Annotated in this window: 21 protein-coding genes; 5 read left to right on the top strand and 16 right to left on the bottom strand. The window is 72.4% G+C overall.

What is annotated here, in order from left to right; genetic code table 11:
* Window positions 1-53: 53 nt before the first annotated feature.
* The 8 genes from RF647_RS02830 to RF647_RS02795 all read right to left on the bottom strand — a co-directional run bounded on the left by RF647_RS02830 (window position 54) and on the right by RF647_RS02795 (window position 9,889).
* Window positions 54-1,361 carry a thymidine phosphorylase gene (locus tag RF647_RS02830; RefSeq protein ID WP_368810410.1) on the bottom strand — a complete coding sequence of 436 codons (1,308 nt, stop codon included), beginning with the start codon at window positions 1,359-1,361 and terminating at the stop codon, window positions 54-56.
* Window positions 1,362-1,379: 18 nt separating this feature from the next.
* The gene (locus RF647_RS02825; RefSeq protein ID WP_017832191.1) at window positions 1,380-1,808 is read right to left on the bottom strand and encodes a cytidine deaminase; all 429 of its coding nucleotides are present in this window, start codon (window positions 1,806-1,808) and stop codon (window positions 1,380-1,382) included.
* A 7-nt stretch (window positions 1,809-1,815) separates the two neighbouring features.
* Window positions 1,816-3,216, bottom strand: a complete 1,401-nt coding sequence (locus tag RF647_RS02820) for an ABC transporter permease (RefSeq protein WP_368810409.1) — start codon at window positions 3,214-3,216, stop codon at window positions 1,816-1,818.
* Entirely contained in the window at window positions 3,213-4,466 is a 1,254-nt protein-coding gene (locus tag RF647_RS02815) for an ABC transporter permease (protein WP_368810408.1), read from the bottom strand. The genes RF647_RS02820 and RF647_RS02815 overlap by 4 nt, the downstream gene beginning before the upstream one ends.
* Entirely contained in the window at window positions 4,463-6,139 is a 1,677-nt protein-coding gene (locus RF647_RS02810) for an ABC transporter ATP-binding protein (protein WP_368810407.1), read from the bottom strand. Before RF647_RS02810 ends, RF647_RS02815 begins: the two co-directional genes overlap by 4 nt.
* A gap of 118 nt (window positions 6,140-6,257) precedes the next feature.
* Window positions 6,258-7,367 carry a BMP family protein gene (locus RF647_RS02805; protein WP_017832187.1) on the bottom strand — a complete coding sequence of 370 codons (1,110 nt, stop codon included), beginning with the start codon at window positions 7,365-7,367 and terminating at the stop codon, window positions 6,258-6,260.
* A gap of 107 nt (window positions 7,368-7,474) precedes the next feature.
* Window positions 7,475-8,722 (bottom strand): amidohydrolase, encoded by a 1,248-nt coding sequence (locus tag RF647_RS02800; RefSeq protein WP_368810406.1) that lies wholly within the window; start codon window positions 8,720-8,722, stop codon window positions 7,475-7,477.
* Window positions 8,723-8,761: 39 nt separating this feature from the next.
* Entirely contained in the window at window positions 8,762-9,889 is a 1,128-nt protein-coding gene (locus RF647_RS02795; RefSeq protein ID WP_368810405.1) for a mannose-1-phosphate guanylyltransferase, read from the bottom strand.
* 224 nt (window positions 9,890-10,113) lie between these two features.
* Here RF647_RS02795 and sdhC point away from each other — a divergent pair, with 224 nt between their 5' ends.
* From sdhC to RF647_RS02775, 4 genes are all read left to right on the top strand, one after another.
* The gene (gene sdhC / locus RF647_RS02790) at window positions 10,114-10,494 is read left to right on the top strand and encodes a succinate dehydrogenase, cytochrome b556 subunit (RefSeq protein WP_017832184.1); all 381 of its coding nucleotides are present in this window, start codon (window positions 10,114-10,116) and stop codon (window positions 10,492-10,494) included.
* A gap of 5 nt (window positions 10,495-10,499) precedes the next feature.
* Entirely contained in the window at window positions 10,500-10,988 is a 489-nt protein-coding gene (locus RF647_RS02785) for a succinate dehydrogenase hydrophobic membrane anchor subunit (RefSeq protein WP_017832183.1), read from the top strand.
* Between the two features lie 108 nt (window positions 10,989-11,096).
* Window positions 11,097-12,848 carry a succinate dehydrogenase flavoprotein subunit gene (gene sdhA, locus RF647_RS02780; protein WP_017832182.1) on the top strand — a complete coding sequence of 584 codons (1,752 nt, stop codon included), beginning with the start codon at window positions 11,097-11,099 and terminating at the stop codon, window positions 12,846-12,848.
* Window positions 12,848-13,819, top strand: a complete 972-nt coding sequence (locus RF647_RS02775; RefSeq protein ID WP_368810404.1) for a succinate dehydrogenase iron-sulfur subunit — start codon at window positions 12,848-12,850, stop codon at window positions 13,817-13,819. Before sdhA ends, RF647_RS02775 begins: the two co-directional genes overlap by 1 nt.
* 76 nt (window positions 13,820-13,895) lie before the next feature.
* Here RF647_RS02775 and RF647_RS02770 read toward each other — a convergent pair whose 3' ends face one another.
* The 8 genes from RF647_RS02770 to RF647_RS02735 form a co-directional block, all read right to left on the bottom strand.
* Window positions 13,896-15,002, bottom strand: a complete 1,107-nt coding sequence (locus RF647_RS02770; protein ID WP_368810403.1) for a YihY/virulence factor BrkB family protein — start codon at window positions 15,000-15,002, stop codon at window positions 13,896-13,898.
* An 11-nt stretch (window positions 15,003-15,013) separates the two neighbouring features.
* Window positions 15,014-15,577 carry a 2'-5' RNA ligase family protein gene (locus RF647_RS02765; protein WP_133410615.1) on the bottom strand — a complete coding sequence of 188 codons (564 nt, stop codon included), beginning with the start codon at window positions 15,575-15,577 and terminating at the stop codon, window positions 15,014-15,016.
* 28 nt (window positions 15,578-15,605) lie between these two features.
* Window positions 15,606-16,670, bottom strand: a complete 1,065-nt coding sequence (gene trpS, locus RF647_RS02760; RefSeq protein ID WP_133410616.1) for a tryptophan--tRNA ligase — start codon at window positions 16,668-16,670, stop codon at window positions 15,606-15,608.
* Window positions 16,671-16,726: 56 nt separating this feature from the next.
* Window positions 16,727-17,563: an exodeoxyribonuclease III gene (locus RF647_RS02755; RefSeq protein ID WP_368810402.1), complete on the bottom strand. Its 837-nt coding sequence runs from the start codon at window positions 17,561-17,563 to the stop codon at window positions 16,727-16,729.
* Window positions 17,564-17,641: 78 nt separating this feature from the next.
* Window positions 17,642-18,166, bottom strand: coding sequence for a hypothetical protein (locus tag RF647_RS02750; protein ID WP_368810401.1), 525 nt, complete (start codon window positions 18,164-18,166; stop codon window positions 17,642-17,644).
* A 126-nt stretch (window positions 18,167-18,292) separates the two neighbouring features.
* Window positions 18,293-19,180, bottom strand: coding sequence for a bifunctional methylenetetrahydrofolate dehydrogenase/methenyltetrahydrofolate cyclohydrolase (locus tag RF647_RS02745; RefSeq protein WP_368810400.1), 888 nt, complete (start codon window positions 19,178-19,180; stop codon window positions 18,293-18,295).
* A gap of 2 nt (window positions 19,181-19,182) precedes the next feature.
* The gene (gene glyA, locus RF647_RS02740) at window positions 19,183-20,469 is read right to left on the bottom strand and encodes a serine hydroxymethyltransferase (protein ID WP_368810399.1); all 1,287 of its coding nucleotides are present in this window, start codon (window positions 20,467-20,469) and stop codon (window positions 19,183-19,185) included.
* A 34-nt stretch (window positions 20,470-20,503) separates the two neighbouring features.
* On the bottom strand, window positions 20,504-21,730 hold the full coding sequence (locus RF647_RS02735; protein ID WP_368810398.1) for a heparan-alpha-glucosaminide N-acetyltransferase domain-containing protein: 1,227 nt from the start codon (window positions 21,728-21,730) through the stop codon (window positions 20,504-20,506).
* 238 nt (window positions 21,731-21,968) lie between these two features.
* Here RF647_RS02735 and RF647_RS02730 point away from each other — a divergent pair, with 238 nt between their 5' ends.
* The gene (locus RF647_RS02730; RefSeq protein ID WP_368810397.1) at window positions 21,969-22,715 is read left to right on the top strand and encodes a response regulator transcription factor; all 747 of its coding nucleotides are present in this window, start codon (window positions 21,969-21,971) and stop codon (window positions 22,713-22,715) included.
* The last annotated feature ends 15 nt before the right edge of the window (window positions 22,716-22,730 follow it).

Here is a 22,730-nt window from a genome sequence, read left to right as displayed (position 1 = left end):
TCCGCAGTATAGGCGGGCCCGGCAGCCGGCCCCGGCGCTTCAGCGGCCGGCGATCACCGCACGGTCTCCAGGACCACGGCGCGGTCCGGCCGGGACGCCGGCGCCTCCGGGGCGATCACGGCGGCGCCCTCGAGGGCCTCCCGGGCCCGCGCGAAGCGCTCGGGGGTGTCGGTGAGCAGGGTCAGCAGCGGCTGCCCTGCCCGGACGGCGTCCCCGGGCTTGACGTGCAGCAGCACGCCGGCGCCGGCCTGGACGGGGTCCTCGCGTCGGGCGCGGCCCGCTCCGAGGCGCCAGGAGGCCACCCCCACCTGGTGGGCGTCGAGCTCGGCGAGCACGCCATCGGCCTCGGCCACCACGGTCTCGGACTCCCGGGCCCGCGGCAGCGGGGCGTCGGGGTCGCCGCCCTGGGCGGCCACCATGGCCCGCCACACGTCCATGGCCCGGCCGTCCCGCAGCGCCTCCGCCGGGTCGGCGTCCGGGACCCCGGACGCGGCGAGCATCTCCCCGGCGAGCGCCACGGTGAGTTCCACGACGTCGGCCGGGCCGCCGCCGGCGAGCACCTCGACGGACTCCTGGACCTCCACGGCGTTGCCGACCGCCAGCCCGAGGGGCGTGGACATGTCGGTGAGCAGGGCGGTGGTCGTGACCCCGGCGCCGGTGCCGAGGTCGACCATCGTGCGGGCCAGCTCGCGGGCGGATGCCAGGTCCTTCATGAACGCCCCGGAGCCCACCTTGACGTCGAGCACGAGGGACTGGGTGCCCTCGGCGATCTTCTTGGACATGATGGAGGACGCGATGAGCGGGATGGACTCGACCGTCCCGGTGACGTCCCGCAGCGCGTAGAGCTTCTTGTCCGCGGGCGCCAGGCCGGAGCCCGCGGCGCAGATCACCGCGCCCACGTCCCGCAGCTGGGCCAGCATCTCCTCGTTGGACAGGGCCGCCCGCCAGCCGGGGATGGACTCGAGCTTGTCCAGGGTGCCGCCGGTGTGGCCGAGGCCGCGCCCGGACAGCTGCGGGACGGCCACGCCGTACACGGCCACGAGCGGCGCCAGCGGCAGCGTGATCTTGTCCCCCACCCCGCCGGTCGAGTGCTTGTCCGCGGTGGCCGAGCGCGCCCCGGAGCGCACGAGCGCGGAGAAGTCCATCCGCTCGCCCGAGGCGATCATCGCCCGCGTCCAGCCCGCGATCTCGTCCCGGTCCATGCCCCGCAGGAAGATCGCCATGGCCAGGGCGCTCATCTGCTCCTCGGCCACGACCCCGCGGGTGTAGGCGTCCAGGACCCACGCGATCTGCCCGGGCGAGAGGGCACCGCCGTCGCGCTTGGTCCGGATGACGTCCACGGCGTCGAACTGCTCGGTCATGTGGGGTCCTTTCGGGGACTAGAGGTTCTCGGGGCCGAAGGCGTCGGGCAGCACCTCGGCCATGGTGCGCACCCCGGAGACGGTGAGCAGCCGCAGGCCGGGTGCGCGGTGCTCGTGCAGCAGCTGCCGGCAACGTCCGCAGGGCATGAGGACGTCGCCGTTCCCGTCCACGCACACGAACGCGACGAGCCGCCCGCCGCCGGACATGTGCAGCGCGGACACCAGGGCGCACTCGGCGCACAGGGTCAGGCCGTAGGAGGCGTTCTCCACGTTGCACCCGGAGACCACCCGCCCGTCCTCGGTGAGGGCGGCCGCGCCCACGGGGAAGCGCGAGTACGGGACGTAGGCGTGCTCGCGGGCGGCCACGGCCGCCTCCCGCAGCCGGTCCCAGTCGATCCGGGGCCCGTCGTCGGTCGCCTCGCCGCCGGGGCGCAGGGGCTCGTTCACGGGGCGCTCACTCCTTGGTGTAGGGCTTGCCGATGGCCGCGGGACCGCGGGAGACCCCCACGAGCCCGGCCACGGCCAGGATGGTGACGACGTACGGGAGCATGGCCAGGAACTGGCTGGGCACGGGCGTGCCCAGGAAGGACAGGATCGACTGCAGGTTGGACGCGAAGCCGAACAGCAGGGACGCGAGCAGCGCCCCGACCGGGTTCCAGCGGCCGAAGATCAGGGCGGCCAGCGCGATGTAGCCGGCGCCGGAGGTCATGTCTCGGGTGAACGCGGAGACGGAGACCAGCGTGTAGAAGGCGCCGCCGAGACCGGCGACCATCCCGCCGAGCAGCACGTTGCGGAAGCGCAGGGCGTTGACCTTCACGCCCAGGGTGTCCGCGGCCTTGGGGTGCTCCCCCACGGACCGGGTGCGCAGCCCCCAGCGCGTCCGGTAGAGCGCGAACCACACGAGCGCCACCGCGGCGTACATCAGGTAGCCGATCACGGACTGGTCGAAGACGATCGGCCCGATCAGGGGGATCTCCGAGAGCACGGGCACGGCGAAGCGCGGCAGCCGCGGCGGGGAGTTGAACACGCCCGGGTCCGACTCCAGCACCGTGGCGAAGAGGAAGCCGGTCAGCCCGGACACGAGCACGTTGAGCACCACGCCCACGATCACCTGGTTGACCCGGTAGGTGATCGCGAAGACCGCCAGGACGAGCGAGACGAGCCCGGCCCCCAGCACGGCGGCGAGCAGCCCCACCCAGGCGCTGCCGGAGAGGGAGCCGGCCACTGCCGCGGAGAACGCGCCGAACAGCAGCTGGCCCTCGATCGCGATGTTGATCACGCCGGAGCGCTCGCACAGCAGTCCGCCCAGGGAGCCGAAGATCAGCGGGATGGCCAGGGCCACGGACCCGGCCAGCAGCCCGGACAGGGACACGTCCGGGCTGCGCGCGCTGCCCACGACCCACACGAGGAAGCCGCTGACGAAGAAGAAGCCGAACACGAGCACCGCCCACCGGGGCAGGTGCGCCCCGGCCCGGGCGCGCAGGACCGCGAGGACCGTCAGCCCGGCGAGCACGGCCACGGTGAGCCAGCCCCACAGCACGCCGTGCACCACGAGGTCCGGCACGCGGAAGAGGTCGCCGGCCTCCGAGACGCGGAAGCTCACCGTGTTGTCCGGGGCGTTGAGCCCGAAGAGCAGCAGGGCCACGAGGCCCAGGAGGCCGAGGACCACCGGGGTGCGCCAGCTGGTGACGCCCACGACCTCGTTGGCCGCGGTCGTGGACAGCTCCGCGTCGGCCGGCGGGGGCAGGGTCGTCGCGGCGGTGCCGCCGGCCGGACGGCCGGCCGTGCTGCCGGCCGGGCCGCCGGAGTCCCAGGGCGCCTGCTCGGGGCGCGGTTCCGGATGCTGCGAGCTCATGCCCGGTCTCCCTCGGTGGCGGTGGTGGTGGCGCTCCCACCGCGGCGGGAGCGGACCCGGTCCTGCCCGGTCCGCACCAGCGGCGGCAGGGCGATGAACAGGACGATCAGGGACTGCACGACCAGGACGATGTCGATGTTCGTGCCGGTCATCGACTGCATGGTGACGCCGCCGGCGCGGAACCCGCCGTAGAGCAGGCCCGCGAAGAACGTGCCCCACGGCTTGGACCGGCCCAGCAGGGCCACCGTGATCGCGTCGAAGCCGAAGGACGCGGCGACGCCCGCGGTCAGCGCGCGCTCGGTGCCGGAGATCTGGGCCACGCCCGCGAGTCCCGCGAGCGCGCCCGCGAGGACCATGACGACGACGAAGCCGCGCGTGACCGAGATGCCGGCGGTCCGGGCCGCGCGCGGGTTGGCGCCCACGGCCCGCAGCTCGAAGCCGATCGTGGAGCGCTTGAGCAGCCAGGCGACGAACACCGTGGCGAGGACCGCGAGCACGAAGCCCCAGTGCAGCCGGAACTGCTCGCCCAGCAGCTTGGGGAACATCGCGGTGTCCGCGACCTGGGGGCTCACGGGGTTCGAGGAGCCCGGGCGCAGGAACGCTGGGCGGGTGAGCAGCCAGGCGACGAGGTTGAGCGCGATGTAGTTGAGCATGATCGTCAGGATCACCTCGTGGGCGCCGGTGCGGGCCTTGAGCACGCCCACGATCGCCCCCCACAGCGCGCCGCCGAGGGCCCCGGCGAGGATCACGGCGAGCAGGTGCACGCCCACCGGCAGCTGCCAGGCGAAGCCGACCCAGGCGGCGAGCGCCGCGCCGATCAGCAGCTGCCCCTGGGCGCCGATGTTGAACAGCCCGGCCTGGAAGGCCACGGCCACGCCGAGCCCCGCCAGGATCAGCGGCGTGGCCACGGTGAGGGTCTCCGCGAGCGGGTAGACCCGCTGCGCGAACGTGCTGCCGTTCGGGTTGTAGACGGCGCCGTAGAACATCGCCTCGTAGGCGGAGGACGCGGCGGCCCACATGGCCGCGAGCGTGTCCCCGGGGCGGGCGAAGAGGTAGCTCGCGGCGTCGGCCACCCGGTCGTCGGTCAGGGCGATGAGGAGCCCGCCCAGGAGCAGGGCGGCGACGATCGCGAGCACGGACTGCACCGCGGAGCCGGTCCAGTCCCGCCGGGGGCTCCCGGGCGTGACGGCCGTGGGCGGCGGCGCCTTCTGCTGGTCGGCGGCCGCGGGGGCCGCTCCGGTGGCACTCATGCCTGCTCCTTCGGGTGCTGCGCCGTGGCCTGCGGGCCGTCGGCCTGCGGAGCGCCGGCCTGCGGGGCATCGGTCGGTGGGGCGTCGGTCGGTGGGGCGTCGGTCTGCGGGGGAACGGTCGGCTGCGCTCCGGTCCGCCGCGCGCCGTCGGGCCGGACGCCGGCCGCGCGGAGCTCCTCGGCGGTGGCCCCGGCCATCATCTGGCCCAGGACGTCGCGCGGGGTGTCGGGGCCCACGATCCCCATGATCCGGCCGTGGAAGAACACGGCGATCCGGTCCGCGAGCGCGTACACCTCGTCGAGCTCGGTCGAGACGATGAGCACGGCCACGCCCTTGTCCCGCTCGGCGACGATCTGCTCGTGGATGAACTCGATGGACCCCACGTCCACCCCGCGGGTGGGCTGGGAGGCGAGGAAGAGCTCGAGGGGCCGGGAGAGCTCCCGGGCGATGACGACCTTCTGCTGGTTGCCGCCGGAGAGGGTCTGCACGGGGGCGTCCACGGAGGGGGTGCGGACGTCGAACTGCTCGACGGCGCGGCGGGCGTTGGCCTGGACCTCACCCAGCCGCAGGGACGGGCCGCGGGAGAAGCGGTCGTCGCCGTAGAGGTCCAGCACGAGGTTCTCTGCGACGGTGAACGGGCCCACGAGCCCGTCCGTGGAGCGGTCCTCCGGGACGAAGCCCACTCCGGCGTCGAGGACCTGGCGCACGGACTTCCCGAGCAGCTCGGTGCCGCCCAGCCGGATCGAGCCGGTGGCCCGCTCCCGCAGGCCGAGGATCGCCTCGGCCAGCTCCGTCTGGCCGTTGCCCTGCACGCCGGCCACCGCGAGGATCTCGCCGCGGGCCACGTCGAATCCGACGTCGTCGAGCAGCTTCACGCCGTTGTCCGCGACCACGGTGAGCCCGGAGACCTCCAGGGCCCGCTCCCCCGGCTCGGCCTCGCCCTTGGTGACGGTCAGGGACACGTCCCGGCCCACCATGAGGGCCGCGAGCTCGGAGGTCGAGGCCTCCGGGGACGTCTGGCCCACCACCCGGCCGCGGCGGATCACCGTGATGACGTCGGAGATCGCCTTGACCTCCCGCAGCTTGTGGGAGATGAACAGGATCGACTTCCCGGACCCGCGCAGCTGGCGCATGATCTCGAGCAGCTCGTCGGTCTCCCGGGGCGTGAGCACCGCGGTGGGCTCGTCGAGGATGAGCACCTGCGCCTCCCGCACGAGGGCCTTGATGATCTCGACCCGCTGCTGCACGCCCACGGGCAGGTCCTCGACCACGGCGTCCGGGTCCACGTGGAAGCCGTAGCGCTGCGAGATCTCCCGGATCCGGCGGCGGGTGGTCTCGAGGTCGAGGGTGCCGCCGCGGGTGCTCTCCGCGCCGAGGGCCACGTTCTCCGCGACGGTGAACACCGGCACCAGCATGAAGTGCTGGTGCACCATGCCGATCCCGGCGGCCATGGCGTCCCCGGGGCCCCGGAAGGACACCTCGGCGCCGTCCACGAGGATGCGCCCCCCGCTCGGCCGGTACAGGCCGTAGAGGACGTTCATCAGGGTGGACTTGCCCGCCCCGTTCTCGCCGAGGAGGCAGTGGATCTGCCCGGGCTCCACGACGAGGTCGACGTCCTCGTTGGCCGCGAAGGAGCCGAACCGCTTGGTGATGGACTGCAGTTCCAGCTTCATGGTGGGGTGGTCCTCCTCCTGGGCCGTCCGCCGGCCCCGGGCGGGCACGCCACCGCCGCCAGCTGCGGCCGGGGCCCTCGCTGGCGGCGGTGGGTGCGGTGGTCGGTGTCGTCCGGAATCAGGCCTGCGGCGAGTTCTCGGACTCGACGGTGACCGTGCCGTCGATGATGTCCTGGCGCAGCTGCTCGACCTCGGCGGCGAGCTCCTCGCCCACGGCCTCCTCCTGGTCGTGGAACGGGGCGATGCCCACGCCGTCGTTCTCGAGGGTGCCGACGTAGGGCTCGTTGCTGAACTCGCCCTCGGCGGCCGACTCGACGACGTCCTGCACGGAGGTGCTCATCTGCTTGAGCACGGAGGTGAGCTGGTACTCCTGGCCCTGGTCGAGGGTCTCGTAGCCGTCGGCGTCGACCCACACGAAGCGGACCTCGTCGCCGCCGCCGCCGTTGGCCTCGACCACGGCGTCGAGGGTGCCGAGGGCCGCCTGCCCGGCCACGGGCAGCACGATGTCCGCACCCTCGTTGATGAAGTTCTGCGTGGTGGTCTTCGCCGCGGAGGTGTCGGTGAAGCTGTTGACGAAGGTGCCGTCCTGGGAGTCCTTGTCCCAGCCCAGGAGCCGCACGTCCTCGCCCTTGGTCTCGTTGTAGTGGTCGATGCCGTCGGCGAAGCCGTCCATGAACACCGTCACGGTGGGGATGTCCATCCCGCCGTAGGTCGCCACGGTCCCGCTCTGGGTGCTGCCCGCCGCCACGTAGCCGGCGAGGAACGCGGCCTCGGCCGTGTTGTAGACGAGCGGCTTGACGTTGTCGAGCTCGATCGAGGCGTCGTCGACGATCGCGAAGTTGGACTCGGGGTTGGCCTCGGCCACGGCCCGGGTGGCGTCGGCGAGGAGGAAGCCCACGGACAGCGTGAGGTCGCACCCGGACTGCACCATGGACGTCAGGTTGGGCTCGAAGTCGGTCTCGGCCTGGGACTCGGCCTGGTTGACCTCGATGCCCATGGACTCCTCGACGGCCTGCAGGCCCTCGTAGGAGTTCTGGTTGAAGGAGCGGTCCTGGAAACCGCCGGAGTCGGAGACGATGCAGCCGGTGAAGTCGGTGGCCTGCTCCTGCGCCTCGCCGCCCTCCTCGGGGGCCGCGCCGCAACCGGCGAGCACGAGGGCGGAGGCGCCGAGCAGCGCGGCGGCGGAGAGCGGGCGGGTTCCTCGGGACGTCCGGGGCGGGAAGGTCATGGTTCCTCCAGGTGACGGGCGCGGCCGGGCGGTGATCCCGGTCACGCGGCAAGCGCGACGTGGTGCCACTCTACCCACGGGTAGTGGCGGTGCGCCGGAGGGCCGCGTTAATTCGTGGTGACGTCCGGCCGGGTCTGCCGGGAGTGCAGCCGGATGGCGCGCAGGGCCGTGTTGGTCATGACCTGGATGCCGCAGCCGATCGCGGCCTCGTCCGCCACGTAGTCCGACTGGTGCAGGTCGTAGGTGTGCCCGCCCCGCGTGCGCGTGCCCAGCCGCATCATCGCCCCGGGCACCTCCTGGAGGAACCACGCGAAGTCCTCCCCGCCCATCGACTGGTGCACCAGCACCACCGCGTCCTCGCCGAGCTCGGCGCGGGCGGCGTTCTCGATGAGCGTGGTCTCCACCTCCCCGTTGACCACGGGAGGGACGCCGCGGATGTGCTCCAGCTCCACGTCCACCCCGTAGGGCGCGGCCACCTGGTGCACGACCTCGTCGAGCAGCGTGCCCGCCCGGTGCCAGGCGTCGGCGTCGAGGCAGCGCATCGTCCCGGACATGAACCCGGTGGCGGGGATGGCGTTGGGCGCCACGCCGGCGTGCATCTGGCCCCACACCACGGCCACGCCGGAGCGCACGTCGATCCGCCGGGAGAGCACGGCCGGGACGTTGACGGCGATCTGGGCCATCGCGTAGACGAGGTCCTGCGTGAGGTGGGGGCGGGAGGTGTGCCCGCCGCGGCCGGTGAACTCGATGCGCACGGTGTCGGAGGCGGACGTGATCGCGCCGATCCGGGTGCCGACCTGGCCGACGTCGACCTTGGGCTCGCAGTGCAGGGCGAACATCCGGGGCACGCCCTCGAGGACGCCCTGGCGCAGCACGGTGAGGGCGCCGCCGGGCAGCTGCTCCTCGGCGGGCTGGAAGACGATCCGCACGGTCCCGGCGATGTGCGCGGTCCGGTGCAGGTCCGCGAGCACCTTGGCCACGCCCACCATCACCGTGGCGTGGATGTCGTGCCCGCAGGAGTGCGCCACGCCGTCGTTGACGGAGGAGCACTCGAGGCCCGTGCCCTCTTGGATCGGCAGCGCGTCGATGTCCGCCCGCAGGCCCACGCCGATCGGGCCGTGCCCGATGTCCACGTAGCACCCGGTGTCCGAGAGCCGCACCGGGGACAGGCCCATGTTCTCCAGGGCGCCCACGATCCGGTCCGTGGTGCGGAACTCCTGGTAGGACAGCTCGGGGTGGCGGTGCAGGTCCCGCCGGAAGGCGATCAGGTCGGGCAGGTAGCGCTTGAGCAGGGGGCCGATGGCGGGCGGGAGGCCGGCCTCCAGGGCCGCGGCGGAGGATGGCGCGTCAGGCATCTGTCCAGACTACTCCCGGGCGCGCACCGCCCCCGACGCTCACAGGACGTCCGTGTTGCCGCTCTGCTTGAGGGAGGCCACCGCGTCCTTGACGCGCTGGGCGTGCTCCCGGGTGGTCACCAGCAGCGCGTCCGGGGTGTCGACGACGACGATGTCCTCGACCCCGATCAGCGCGATCAGCCGGCCCGTGTCCGAGACGACGATGCCGCTGGAGCTGTCGGAGAGCACCCGGCTGTTGTCGCCGAGGACCGTGACGTCGGGGTCCGTCTCGGGGTCGACGTGGTTGAGCCGCCGGATCGCGGCGAAGTCCCCGACGTCGTCCCAGGTGAAGCTCGCCGGGACCATGGCCACGTCCCCGGCGGCCGCCGCGGGCTCGGCCACGGCGTAGTCGATCGCGATCTTGGGCAGCCCGAGCCACACCCGGTCCACCACCTCGTCCTGGGCGGGCGTGCCCCAGGCGTCGGCGATCTCGGTGAGCCCCGCGTGCAGCTCCGGCTGGCTCGCGGCGAGGTGGCGCAGCATCAGGGACGCGGGCGCCACGAACATCCCGGCGTTCCACGTGTAGTTGCCGCTCGCCACGTAGTGCCGGGCGGTGTCCTCGTCGGGCTTCTCGACGAACTCCTCGACCTGCAGGGCGTGGGGCGCGTCCGGCAGCCCGAGCTGGGCGCCGGCCCGGATGTAGCCGAAGCCGGTGGCCGGGGAGCTCGGCGGGATCCCGATCGTCACGATCCGCCCCGAGGCCGCCGCGGCCACGGCCTCCCGGACCACGTCCTGGAAGGCGCCGGCGGGCTCGATCACGTGGTCGGCCGCGAAGGACCCGATGATCGCCTCGGGGTCGCGGCGCTGGACGAGCATGCAGGCCAGGCCGATGGCCGCCGCCGAGTCCTTCGGGGACGGCTCGAGCACGAGGTCGCCGGTGGAAAGCTCCGGGAGCTGGCGGCAGACCGCAGCCGCGTGCGTGCGCCCGGTCACGACCATGACCGGGCCGTCGCCCAGGCCCGCGAGCCTGTCGTACGTGGCGCGGAGCAGGGAGGAGCCGGAGCCGGTGAGGTCGAGCAGGAACTTGGGGGCGTCGGCCCGGGAGAGGGGCCACAGCCGGGAGCCCACCCCTCCGGCAGGGATGAAGGGGTGGAAGTGCGCGAGTGGGGAGGTCACGGACAACACCATACGACGTCGCCCGGGAGCCCACGGAAAACGACGTGCGCGCACGGCGGAACCCGTGCGCCCGTGCGGGACAGCCTGTCAGTAAACACCGGTCGTGCTGGTATCGTAGGAGGGAACTCGCGCATCATCCGACACAGAGCCGGAGGGCTCCGCTCACGTCGTGCGCAGTGCGAATTCCCGAACATTTCTAGAGCGCACGACGGCGAGCGACTCAGGGAGGTTTTTCAGTGGCGAAGACATCCAAGGGCACCCTGTACCGCGGCCAGGCTCATGGCCAGTGGTCCTGGGTGGCCCATCGCATCACCGGCGTGGCCATCTTCTTCTTTCTCTTGGTCCACGTCCTGGACACGGCGCTCGTGCGGGTCTCGCCCGAGGCCTACAACGCGGTCATGGCGACCTACAAGAACCCGGTCATGGGCCTGGGCGAGGCCGGCCTCGTGGCGGCCATCGTCTACCACGCCTTCAACGGCCTGCGCATCATCATGGTCGACTTCTGGTCCAGCGGCACCAAGTACCAGAAGCAGATGCTCTGGGGCGTCCTGGCCCTGTGGGTCGTCGTCATGATCCCCTTCCTCATCCGTCACCTGTCCCACGTCTTCGGGGGTTAATCACTATGAGCACTCCGCTCAAGGCAAGCATCTCGGTCCCCCGGAGCAAGGACCTCGAGGTCAACGGCATCAAGTACAACCGCTCCTCGTCCCGCCGCAACAACTTCGAGATGTTCGCGTGGCTGTTCATGCGCCTGTCCGGCGTGATCCTGCTGGTGCTCGTCTTCGTCCACCTCTGGGTCAACCTCGTGGGCCCGGAGGGCGGCGTGAACGCCGTCGACTTCGCGTTCGTGGCCGGCAAGTGGGCCAGCCCGTTCTGGCAGGTCTTCGACATGCTCCTGCTGTGGCTGGCGATGCTGCACGGCACGAACGGGCTGCGCGTGATCATCGACGACTACGCGGAGAAGGACCGGACCCGGTTCTGGCTGAAGGTCTTCCTCTTCACCACGTCCGCCTTCGTGATCCTGCTCGGCACCCTCGTCATCTTCACCTTCGAGCCCTGCCCGGCCGGCGCGGACCCCGCGCTGCTCGCGAGCTTCTGCACCGCGGGCTGATGCCTGCCGGAGACGGCCCGCCCCGCGGCGGGCCGTCTCCGCCGTCCGGTCACAGGCGACCGGGCCCCAGCACATCCGACGGAACACCCAACAGAAAGAACAACCGGTATGCAGGTTCACAAGTACGACGTGGTCATCATCGGCGCCGGTGGTGCCGGTATGCGCGCCGCCATCGAGGCCGGTCAGCGCTCCCGCACTGCCGTACTGACCAAGCTGTACCCCACGCGGTCCCACACCGGCGCGGCGCAGGGCGGCATGTGCGCGGCCCTCGCCAACGTCGAGGAGGACAACTGGGAGTGGCACACGTTCGACACCATCAAGGGCGGTGACTACCTGGTCGACCAGGACGCCGCCGAGGTGATGGCCAAGGAGGCCATCGACGCCGTCCTCGACCTCGAGAAGATGGGCCTGCCGTTCAACCGCACCCCCGAGGGCAAGATCGACCAGCGCCGCTTCGGCGGCCACACCCGCGACCACGGCAAGGCCCCCGTGCGCCGCGCCTGCTACGCCGCGGACCGCACCGGCCACATGATCCTCCAGACGCTGTACCAGAACTGCATCAAGCACAACGTGGAGTTCTTCAACGAGTACTACGTCCTGGACCTGATCATGACCGAGGTCGACGGCCAGCGCCGCGTCGCCGGCGTCGTCTCCTACGACCTCGCCTCCGGGGAGCTGCACGTCTTCCAGGCCAAGTCCGTGGTCTTCGCCTCCGGCGGCGCGGGCAAGGTCTACAAGACGACCTCCAACGCCCACACGCTCACCGGCGACGGCATGGCCATCGCGTTCCGCAACGGCCTGCCCCTCGAGGACATGGAGTTCATCCAGTTCCACCCGACCGGCCTGGCCGGGCTGGGCATCCTCGTCTCCGAGGCGGCCCGCGGCGAGGGCGGGATCCTGCGCAACGCCGACGGCGAGCGGTTCATGGAGCGCTACGCCCCGACCATCAAGGACCTCGCCCCCCGCGACATCGTGGCCCGTTCCATGGCCAACGAGGTGCGCGAGGGCCGCGGCGCCGGGCCGAACAAGGACTACGTCCTGCTCGACCTCACCCACCTCGAGCCGGCGCACATCGACGCGAAGCTGCCCGACATCACGGAGTTCGCCCGCACGTACCTGGGCGTGGAGCCCTACACCGAGCCCGTCCCGGTGTTCCCGACCTGCCACTACGCCATGGGCGGCATCCCGACCAACATCAAGGCTGAGGTGCTCCAGGACAACGAGAACGTGGTCCCGGGTTTGTACGCCGCGGGCGAGGTCGCCTGCGTGTCCGTGCACGGCTCCAACCGCCTGGGCACCAACTCGCTGCTGGACATCAACGTGTTCGGCAAGCGCGCCGGCATCTACGCCGCCGAGTACGCGCAGCGGGCCGAGTTCGTGCCCGTGCCCGACACCGCCCTGGACAGCACCGTGGCGCTGCTCGACAACGCCCGCAACGGCACCGGCACCGAGAAGGTCGCCGCGATCCGCAAGGACCTGCAGGACACCATGGACCTCAACGTCCAGGTGTTCCGCACCGCCGACACCCTGCAGACGGCGCTGGACGACATCGCCGCCCTCGAGGCCCGGTACGCGAACATCTCCATCCAGGACAAGGGCAAGCGCTTCAACCTGGACCTGCTGGAGGCCGTGGAGCTCGGCTTCCTCCTGCAGCTCGCGAAGGTCATGACCGTGGCCGCCCTGCACCGCACCGAGTCCCGCGGCGGGCACTTCCGGGAGGACTTCCCGGAGCGCGACGACGCCAACTTCATGAAGCACTCGATGGTCTACCTCGACCCCTCCTCCCCCACCGCGGGGATCCGGCAGGAGACGAAGCCCGTCATCTTCACCCGCTACGAGCCCATGGAGCGTAAGTACTGATGTCTACCGCACACACTCCCGACCGGCCCGAGGACGGCCGCGACGACGACCCCCAGGACCGCGCCCCCGAGCACGGCCACGCCCCGGGCCACGCCCAGGACGACCGCGCCGGCTACAAGACCGACGCGGACGCCGGGTCGGTCGACGAGCGCGACGAGGCCGCGACCCCGGCCGTGGACCCCGCCGCCGAGAACGCCGAGGGCGGGGAACCCGCCGCGCGCGTGGACCTGCCCGAGGAGCGGCAGGGCAGCGACGAGATCCCGACCTTCGACCTCACCCTGCAGATCCGCCGCTACAACCCGGAGGTCTCCGACGAGGTCCGCTGGGACGAGTTCAAGCTCACCATGTACGGCACCGACCGTGTGCTGGACGCCCTGCACAAGGTGAAGTGGGAGATCGACGGCTCGCTGTCCTTCCGCCGCTCCTGCGCGCACGGCGTGTGCGGCTCGGACGCCATGCGCATCAACGGCCAGAACCGCCTCGCCTGCAAGGTGCTGCTCAAGGACCTCGACCTGTCCAAGCCCGTCACGGTAGAGCCCATCAAGGGTCTGCCGTGCGAGAAGGACCTGATCGTGGACATGGAGCCGTTCTTCCAGTCCTACCGCGAGATCATGCCGTTCCTCGTGGCCGGCGGCAACGAGCCGACCATGGAGCGCTACCAGTCCCAGGAGGACCGGGCGCGCTTCGACGACACCACCAAGTGCATCCTGTGCGCCGCGTGCACGTCGTCCTGCCCCGTGTTCTGGACCGACGGCCAGTACTTCGGTCCGGCGGCGATCGTCAACGCGCACCGGTTCATCTTCGACTCCCGCGACGACGCGGGGGACCTGCGCCTGGAGATCCTCAACGACAAGGAGGGCGTGTGGCGGTGCCGCACGACCTTCAACTGCACCGAGGCGTGCCCGCGCGGCATCCAGGTCACGAAGGCCATCGCCGAGGTCAAGAACGCCATCCTGAGCCGCTCCATGTGAGCGTGCCCCCAGGCCGCCGCGGCCCGTCCCCTGCACGGCAGGGGGCGGGCCGCCGTCGTCCGTGCGCGGCGGCAGCTCAGCGGCGACCGGTCAGGGTGGCCATGGGCACCACGGTGATCGCCACGTTCTCGCCGTCGGGGTGCACCCGCCCGCCGCGCTGGTCCGCGTGCACGATCGCCCCGATCGCCGCCGAGAACAGCAGGATCTGGTTGAACAGGTAGAACCACAGGAGCACGCCCACCACGAGGGCGACCGAGAGCAGGTACGGGTTGGTGGTGGCCCCGGCGACCACCGTGCCCCCGATGTAGCGCAGCGCGAAGCTGCCGGCCGCCGCGGCGAGCACGGTGACGGCCAGGGCGCGGCGGGTGATCCGCAGCCCGGCCACGCCCCGCACGAGCTCGAGGGCGAACAGGGCGTCCAGCACGACGACGAGCAGGGTGCTCATCGCCCAGGTCAGCCCGGTGCGCAGCCAGTCGGGGCCGCTGCCCCAGCCGAGCTCCCCGGCGGTGTCCAGCAGGAAGCCCAGGAGGCCCGAGGCCGCGCCGTTGGCCACGACCGAGAGGGCGAGCAGCACGCCCAGCAGGAGCAGCCCCAGCAGGTCGCGCGGCACGGCCGCGATGGGCAGGCCCTGCGCAGGGGGCACCTCGAAGAGCCGGCGGAACGCGAGCCGCACCCCGGAGACCCAGCGCCAGCCGGAGAAGAACAGGACCGCGCCGCCGATCACCGTGGCCAGGGTGAAGGGCCGGGTGTCCTCGAGCAGCTCGAGGGGGACCACTCCCCCGTCCCCGGTGTCCAGCAGGCCGGGGACGCGCTCGGTCACGGCCTCCACCACGGCGTCGCGCACCAGGGGGTCGTTGCCGAGGAACACGCCGATCACGGAGAAGCCCATCACCAGCAGGGCGGTGGACGCGAAGATCAGCACGAAGGACAGGCCCGCCGCCATGAGGGGCCCGCCGTGGAAGAGGTAGTGCAGGACCACGCGGACCGGCATCCGCCGGTAGGTCTCGGCGAGCGCCACCGCGAGCACCGAGCCGGCCAGCCCGAGGGCGCCGGCGCCGGCGACCCGCTTCTCGCGCAGCAGCGCCCGCTGGCGCAGGGCCTCGCGCCGCATGCCGTGGCGGTCGACCGCGCGCGGCGGCAGCTCGGGGGCGGGGCCGGTGCGGGGACCGGCGCGGGTGCTCATGGCCGGGCGGCTCAGCGCCGGTCGCGGTCGCGCCCCGAGAAGGGGAACTCCTCGCGGATCCGCCAGACGCCCCGGCCGTCGAGCTCGTAGAGACCGATCCGGTCCACGAGGAACCCGGCGCGGTAGGTCCGCAGCATCTCCTGGGCGCGGTCGAGGTCCTCCTCCTCCACGGCCTGGGCGATCGTGACGTGGGGGTGGAACTCGAAGGGGGACGCCGAGACGAGCTGCTCCTCGTGCAGGGCGTCGTGCAGCGCGCGGCACTGCTCCTCGCCCTCCTGGATGCGCAGGTAGACCACCGGGCTCACGGGGCGGAACGTGCCGGTGCCGTTGATCTCCACCCGGAACGGCTCCCACTCGCGGGCCACGGCGCCGACCCGCTGCACGACGTCCGCCCAGCGCTCCGCCTGCGGGGCGATCATCAGCGTGATGTGCGCCGGCACGGCGTACGAGGCGGGGTCCCCGAAGGACGCGCGCCAGTCCTGGAGCTCCCGGCCCACGGGCTCGGGCAGCTCGATCACGACGCCCGCGTACACCTGGCCGGGGCGGATGGTGGGGGACTGCTGCGTTCGGGTCAACTCAACTCCTCACAGGACGGGACCCAGCCTAGCCCAGCCCCCCGGACCCGCCCAGGCGCGGCAGGAAGCCCATCCGGTCGTAGACCCCCGCCAGGGTCCGGACGGTGATCTCGCGGCCCTTCTCGGCGCCCCGGGCGAGGAGGCGGTCCAGCTCCGCGGGGTCGTCCAGCAGCTCCTGGGCGCGGGCCTGGATCGGGTCCAGGGTCTCGGTGACCACCTCGGCCAGCCCCACCTTGAGGTGGCCGTACAGCTTCCCCTCGTACTCCGCCACGAGGTCGGCCACGGGCCGGCCGGTGAGCGCCGAGTACACGGTCAGCAGGTTGGCGATTCCCGGCTTGGCCTCGCGGTCGAAGCGGATCTCCGTGCCGTCGTCGGTGACCGCGGACCTGATCTTCTTTGCGTTCTTCTTGGCCGGGTCGAGCAGCCGGATCAGCCCGCTCTCGGACGCGGCGGACTTGGACATCTTGGCGGTGGGGTTCTGCAGGTCGTAGACCTTGGCGGACTCGGCGAGGATCTTCGCGTCCGGCACCACGAACGTGTCCCCGAAGCGGGTGTTGAAGCGCTGGGCGAGGTTGCGGGTCAGCTCGAGGTGCTGGCGCTGGTCCTCCCCCACCGGGACCTGGTGCGCCTGGTAGATCAGGATGTCGGCGGCCATGAGCACCGGGTAGGCGAACAGGCCGACCGTGGCGTTCTCGGCGCCCTGCCGGGCGGACTTGTCCTTGAACTGCGTCATCCGGGACGCCTCGCCGAAGCCCGTGATGCAGTTGAGCGCCCAGGCCAGCTGGGCGTGCTCGGGCACGTGGGACTGCACCAGCAGGGTGGAGCGCTCGGGGTCGATGCCCGCGGCGATGTACTGGGCCGCTGTGACGCGGGTCCGCTGGGCCAGGGCGGCCGGGTCCTGCTCGGCGGTGATGGCGTGCAGGTCGGCCACGAAGAACACGCACTCGTTGTCGTCCTGCAGGTCCACCCAGTTGCGAACGGCCCCCACGTAGTTGCCCAGGTGCAGGGAGTCCGCCGAGGGCTGCACCCCCGAGACGACACGGGGCTTGCCGGAGGCGGTGGGGACGTCGAACGGTACGGGCTCAGGGGTCACGGTGCGGGGTCCTTCGATCGGGCGGGCGCCGTCGGGGCGCGGAGCGGGCGAACGGGTCAGAGCTGGTAGTCGACCACCACGGGCGCGTGGTCGGAGAAGCGGGTGTCGTAACTGGGGGCGCGGTCCACGGCGGCGGTCACCGCCCGGGCCGCGAGCCCCGGGGTGGCCATGTGGTAGTCGATGCGCCACCCGGCGTCGGTGTCGAAGGCCTTGCCGCGGTAGGACCACCACGTGTACGGCCCGGGGACCGGTCCGGCCAGCTCCCGGGCGACGTCCTTGTACCCGTGCTCGCCGAAGAAGCGGTCGAAGTAGGCGCGCTCCTCGGGCAGGAAGCCGGCGTTCTTGACGTTGCCCTTCCAGTTCTTGATGTCGAGCTCGGTGTGCCCCACGTTGAGGTCTCCGACGACGAGCACGTGCTCCCGCGTGCGGGCGAGCTCGGGCAGCCGCTCGGTCATGACGTCGAGGAAGCGGTACTTGTCGTCCTGGCGGGGGGTGCCGACCTCCCCGGAGTGGACGTAGGCCGAGACCACGGTGAGCCTGGTGCCGTCGGCCAGGTCGTGGTCCGTCTCGACCCACCGGCCCGCGGTCTCGAAGTGCTCGTGGCCGATGGAGTCGCGCCGCCGCACGGGCAGCAGGGACCCGTCCCGGGCGTCCCGGCGGGTGGCCACGGCCACGCCCGCCCGGCCCTTGTCGGCGGCCTCGGCGTGGTGGACGTCCCACACCTGCTCGTCGAGCAGGTCCCGGACGATCCGGTCGGGGGCCCGGACCTCCTGCAGGCACAGGATGTCGACGTCACGGCCCGCCAGCCAGTCGGCCATGCCGCGCTTGTAGGCGGCGCGGATGCCGTTGACGTTGACGGTGGCGACGCGCAGGACGTTCTCGGGGCGGGACATGCGGGGGCACCTGCCTTCCGGGTGGTGGTGAGCGGGGGGGGTCGTGCTGTGGGGGTTCGTGCTGCGGGGCGGTCGGGGTCAGTCGACCACGGTGCCGCTGAGGGGCTCCTGGCGCAGCATGCTCATCCCGTTGCCGGCCGTGATGTCGATGGTGTCGAGGGCGCGGTCCAGCGCCTCGCGCTCGGGGCCCTCGACGGGCAGCGCGGCGAGCTCCTGCTTGATCACCTTGGACTGGACCAGGACGATCTGGAAGCTGTGGGAGAGCTTCTCGTCCCGCATGGAGCCGGCGGCGGACCCGGTGACGGTGGGGGCGCGGCCGGAGCCGGTGCGCAGCTGCTCCCGGGCCTCGTCGACCTGCCGGCGGCCGAAGCGGGCGGCCTTGCGGACCATGAGCACCACCCAGGTGGCGAGCAGCAGCCAGCCGAGGGCGATGCCGGCGAGCGCCCAGCCCAGCCACGAGTTGGCGTTCGCGGCCTGCAGCAGCGCCACCACGAAGATCACCACGAGCACGGCCAGCCCGATCACCGTGCCCCACAGCGCGGTGCGGGAGGCGGGCTCGGCAGCCGGGGCGGTGGACGGGGTCGGGGATCCGAGGGAGCGCATGGTCCCCATTGTCTCAAATCCCGGCCCGGGCCACGAACCGGCGCGGGCGCCGTCCCCGCCCGGTGCCGGGGACGGCCGCGCCCCCGGGAGCGATGGCTCCCGGGGGCGCGGCGCGGTGGACGGTGCTCAGCGGAGGCCGGCGTGCCGCTCGGCGGTCTCCACCACGTTGAGCAGCAGCATGGCCCGGGTCATGGGCCCCACCCCGCCGGGGTTGGGGGAGATCCAGGAGGCCTTCTGCGCGGCGGCCGGGTCGATGTCCCCGGTGAGCCTCTTCTTCCCGGTCTCGGGGTCCTCCACGCGGGAGACCCCGACGTCGAGGAGCACCACGCCGTCCTTGAGGCTGTCGGCCGTGATCATGTGCGGCCGCCCGGCGGCGGCCACGACGACGTCGGCCTGGGCCAGCAGCGCGTCGAGGTCCTTCGTGCCGGTGTGGGCGAGGGTGACCGTGGCGTTGATCTCCTTGCGGGTCAGCAGCAGCCCGATCGGCCGTCCGACGGTCACGCCGCGGCCCACGACGAGCACGTGCCGGCCCGCGAGCTCGACGTCGTTGCGGCGCAGCAGCTCGATCACCCCGTTCGGCGTGCACGGCAGCGGGGAGGTCATCGGCTCGGAGACGTTGAGCACGAGGCGGCCGAGGTTGGTCGGGTGCAGCCCGTCGGCGTCCTTGTCCGGGTCGATGCGCTCGAGGATCGCGTTGGTGTCGATGTGCCCGGGCAGCGGCAGCTGGACGATGTAGCCGGTGCACGCGGGGTCCGCGTTGAGCTCGTCGAGGACGCGCTCGAGCTCCTTCTGGGAGACGTCCGCGGGCAGGTCGCGGCGGATCGAGGAGATGCCGACCTCGGCGCAGTCCTTGTGCTTGCCGCCCACGTAGGAGTGCGAGGCGGGGTCGTCGCCCACGAGCACCGTGCCGAGGCCGGGGGTGATCCCCCGCTCCGCCAGCACGGCCACGCGCTCGGCGAGCTCGGTCCTGATGGCGGCGGAGGCCGCCCGTCCGTCGAGGATCCGTGCGCCCACGCTCACCACTCCTCGAGGCCGTCGTAGAGCGGGAAGTCCGCGGCCAGCCGGTCCACGCGGACCCGCAGGGCGTCGATGTCCGCCCCGGGCTTGAGGGCGGTGGCGATGATCTCGGCGACCTCCTCGAACTGCGGTGCGCCGAAGCCGCGCGTGGCCAGCGCGGGGGTGCCGATCCGCAGCCCGGAGGTGACCATCGGCGGCCGCGGGTCCCACGGCACGGCGTTGCGGTTGACGGTGATCCCCGCCCGGTGCAGGAGGTCCTCGGCCTGCTTGCCGTCCAGCTCGGAGTCGCGCAGGTCCACCAGGACCAGGTGCACGTCGGTGCCGCCGGTCAGCACGGACACCCCGGCCCGGGCGACGTCGTCGGCCCCGAGGCGCTCGGCGAGGATCCGGGCGCCCTCGACGGTGCGCTCCTGGCGGGCGCGGAACTCCTCGGTGGCCGCGATCTTGAAGGCCACGGCCTTGCCCGCGATCGCGTGCATGAGCGGGCCGCCCTGCTGGCCCGGGAAGACGGCGGAGTCGATCTTCTTCTTGAGCTCGCCCGTGGTCAGGATCACGCCGGAGCGGGGTCCGGCGAGGGTCTTGTGCACGGTCGAGGTGACCACGTGGGCGTGCGGCACGGGGTTGGCGTGCAGGCCCGCGGCCACGAGGCCCGCGAAGTGGGCCATGTCCACCCACAGCTTCGCCCCGACCTCGTCGGCGACCGCGCGGAACGCCTCGAAGTCCAGCTCCCGCGAGTACGCGGACCAGCCGGCCACGATGACCTGCGGGCGCTCGGCGAGGGCCTGCTCCCGGACCCTGTCCATGTCGATCGTGTAGCTGTCGGGGTCGACCTCGTAGGCCGCGATCTCGTAGAGCTTGCCGGAGACGTTGAGCTTCATCCCGTGGGTGAGGTGGCCGCCGTGGGCCAAAGAGAGGCCCATCAGCTTGTCGCCGGGGGTCATGAGCGCCTGCATGACGGCCGTGTTGGCCTGGGCACCCGAGTGCGGCTGCACGTTGGCGTGCTCGGCGCCGAACAGGGCCGTGGCCCGGTCCCGGGCCAGGTTCTCGACGACGTCGACGAACTCGCAGCCGCCGTAGTAGCGGCGCCCGGGATAGCCCTCGGCGTACTTGTTCGTCAGCACCGAGCCCTGGGCCTCGAGGACCGCCCGGGGCGCGAAGTTCTCGGAGGCGATCATCTCGAGGGTGCCGCGCTGGCGGCCGAGCTCGTCGGCGATCGCCGCCGCGATCTCCGGATCGACCTCGGTGAGGGGCTGGTTGGTGACGGACGGGGACGTGCTCGTGGACATGCCGCTCCTGAAGGTGGGGACCTGGGTGGACCGTCTACGAGTTTAGGCGATGGCGCAGCACCCGGTCCCGTCCGGCGTGGGCGGCCCGGCCGACGACCCGCTCGAGGGGTCCCTGGCCCCGGGTGCGGTGCCACAGGACGGCGAACACGGCGCCCACCAGGACGTGCACCAGGAACCACAGCACCGGCCGCTCGTAGTGCAGCTCCAGGAAGAGCCCGAGCAGGTGCGCCGAGTACAGGGTGAGCGTCATCGAGCCGGCCGCGACCAGCGGCAGCAGCACCTGCTCGGTCCGGCGGGCCACGAGGAGGCACAGGCCGAGCACGAGGGCGCCGGTGCCCACCCCGCTCAGCAGGGCGAGCGGGGTGTTGGTGTGCGGCCCGGTCACGGCCAGCCACCACCAGGTGGCGGAGGGCAGGACGGGGTCCGGCCCGTACACGAGGACGTCCTGGACGTCCCCCCGGCCCAGGGAGGGGCTCGCGGCGAGCAGCCGCTCGATGCCGCCGAGGGGGTGCAGCAGCAGCCAGGAGGTGACGGCGGAGAACACCGCGAGCGCGGCACCGCCGATCGCGAGGCCTGCCTGCGTGCGCACGGCCGAGAGGTCCAGCCGCCCCAGGGCCAGGCCTGCGAGGAGGTAGACGAGGTACGTCACCCCGGGGTACGAACCGGTCACGAGCAGCTGGGCGAGGGTGGTGCCCGGCTCGGTGACGAGCTCGGCGAGGCCGGGGTTGTAGACGGTGAACCCGGGCAGCACGGGGCCGAGCGAGTGGACCAGCACGGGGCCGAGCACGGCGAGCCCCGCCGCCCAGGCGAGCAGGGCGCGCACGGACAGGTGCAGGAAGGGCAGGGCGAGCAGGAAGAACACGCCGTAGTAGACCAGGATGTTGTAGGCGGGCGGGTCGCCGGGCGAGAGCTGGTTGATCAGCAGCCCCAGCGCGGTGATGAGCACCGCGCGCACGAGCAGGCCGGCCCGGTCGGCGGTCATCCGCCGGCCCTCGTGCACCCGGGTCCCGCCCGAGCCGAGGGCCAGGCCCACGCCGGCGAGGAGGGCGAAGAGGGCGGCGGCCCGGCCCGAGAACAGCGTCCACTGGGCGGTGGCCTCGAAGGCCTCCGGGTCCCAGGACGGCAGGATGTGCACGGAGACCATGCCGAGCAGGGCGAGGCCGCGGGCCGCGTCGATCCCGACCAGGCGCCGGCGGGCGGGCGGGCCCGCGGACGGCTCCGCGGCCCGGGCCTGTCCGGCGGGGTGGCGGGTGTGCAGCATGGCGGTGGTTCCCCTCTCGTGGTGCCCCGCGGGCGCCTGCCCGGGGGTCCGGGCCTCCGGGCCCGGTCGTGGATCCACTCCAGCAGACGGGGATGTGGCGCTCTTATCGGCTTCCTGTGCCGGGGCTGTGAAGTGCGTCCGCGAACGATCCGCAGGTGATCGGGGGCCGGGGCGGCGCTACGCTGAGGACGGTCCGAGGACGCCGGTGCCGCCGGCGGGGACCAGGAGGGATTCCGTCGTGACCGAGCCCGTGCAGCGGCCCACCGCCGTGGACCTCCCGCGCCTGCGGCACCCCGACGGCGCACCGGTGCGCGCCCTCGTCGTCGACGACGAGCCGCTGCTGGCCCAGATGGTGTCCATGGGGCTGTCGATGCTGGGCTGGCAGGTGCGCTCCGCCCACGACGGTGACGCCGCGGTGGCCGAGGCCCGCGGCTTCCGGCCCGACGTCCTGGTGCTGGACGTCATGCTCCCGGGGTGCTCGGGGGTGGAGGTGCTCGAGCGGATCCGATCCTTCTCCCCCACCGTCCCGGCCCTGTTCCTCACCGCGAAGGACAGCACCGAGGACCGCATCACCGGCCTGGCTGCGGGAGGGGACGACTACGTGACGAAGCCGTTCGACATGGAGGAGCTGCTGCTGCGGCTGCACCGCCTGGTGCAGCGCGCGGGCATCGCCCACCCGGACGCCGCGGAGCTGGTCGTGGGCGACCTCGTACTCAACGCGGACACCCGGGAGGTCAGCCGCGGGGGCGACGAGATCACGCTGACGGCCACCCAGTTCGACCTGCTCCGCTGCCTCATGGAGAACGCGCGCCGGGTGCTGAGCAAGCCGCAGCTCCTCGAGCAGGTCTGGGGCTACGACTTCGGCGGCCAGACCAACGTGGTGGAGCTCTACATCTCCTACCTGCGCAAGAAGATCGACGCCGGGCGCCCGCCCATGATCCACACCGTGCGCGGCGCCGGCTACGTGCTCAAACCGGCCGAGTGAGCACCCGCCGAGGAC

This window comes from Kocuria sp. CPCC 205263, from assembly GCF_040981075.1.
Lineage (GTDB): Bacteria > Actinomycetota > Actinomycetes > Actinomycetales > Micrococcaceae > Kocuria > Kocuria rosea.
This window is presented reverse-complemented; position numbering and strand designations above follow the sequence as displayed.

Bases quoted from the DNA above. Each gene is read 5' to 3' on its own strand.
- RF647_RS02830 (WP_368810410.1), bottom strand. From the start codon at position 1,361: ATGACCGAGCAGTTCGACGCCGTGGACGTCATCCGGACCAAGCGCGAC.
- RF647_RS02820 (WP_368810409.1), bottom strand. From the start codon at position 3,216: ATGAGCTCGCAGCATCCGGAACCGCGCCCCGAGCAGGCGCCCTGGGAC.
- RF647_RS02815 (WP_368810408.1), bottom strand. From the start codon at position 4,466: ATGAGTGCCACCGGAGCGGCCCCCGCGGCCGCCGACCAGCAGAAGGCG.
- RF647_RS02810 (WP_368810407.1), bottom strand. From the start codon at position 6,139: ATGAAGCTGGAACTGCAGTCCATCACCAAGCGGTTCGGCTCCTTCGCG.
- RF647_RS02805 (WP_017832187.1), bottom strand. From the start codon at position 7,367: ATGACCTTCCCGCCCCGGACGTCCCGAGGAACCCGCCCGCTCTCCGCC.
- RF647_RS02800 (WP_368810406.1), bottom strand. From the start codon at position 8,722: ATGCCTGACGCGCCATCCTCCGCCGCGGCCCTGGAGGCCGGCCTCCCG.
- RF647_RS02795 (WP_368810405.1), bottom strand. From the start codon at position 9,889: ATGGTGTTGTCCGTGACCTCCCCACTCGCGCACTTCCACCCCTTCATC.
- RF647_RS02785 (WP_017832183.1), top strand. From the start codon at position 10,500: ATGAGCACTCCGCTCAAGGCAAGCATCTCGGTCCCCCGGAGCAAGGAC.
- sdhA (WP_017832182.1), top strand. From the start codon at position 11,097: ATGCAGGTTCACAAGTACGACGTGGTCATCATCGGCGCCGGTGGTGCC.
- RF647_RS02775 (WP_368810404.1), top strand. From the start codon at position 12,848: ATGTCTACCGCACACACTCCCGACCGGCCCGAGGACGGCCGCGACGAC.
- RF647_RS02770 (WP_368810403.1), bottom strand. From the start codon at position 15,002: ATGAGCACCCGCGCCGGTCCCCGCACCGGCCCCGCCCCCGAGCTGCCG.
- RF647_RS02755 (WP_368810402.1), bottom strand. From the start codon at position 17,563: ATGTCCCGCCCCGAGAACGTCCTGCGCGTCGCCACCGTCAACGTCAAC.
- RF647_RS02750 (WP_368810401.1), bottom strand. From the start codon at position 18,166: ATGCGCTCCCTCGGATCCCCGACCCCGTCCACCGCCCCGGCTGCCGAG.
- glyA (WP_368810399.1), bottom strand. From the start codon at position 20,469: ATGTCCACGAGCACGTCCCCGTCCGTCACCAACCAGCCCCTCACCGAG.
- RF647_RS02735 (WP_368810398.1), bottom strand. From the start codon at position 21,730: ATGCTGCACACCCGCCACCCCGCCGGACAGGCCCGGGCCGCGGAGCCG.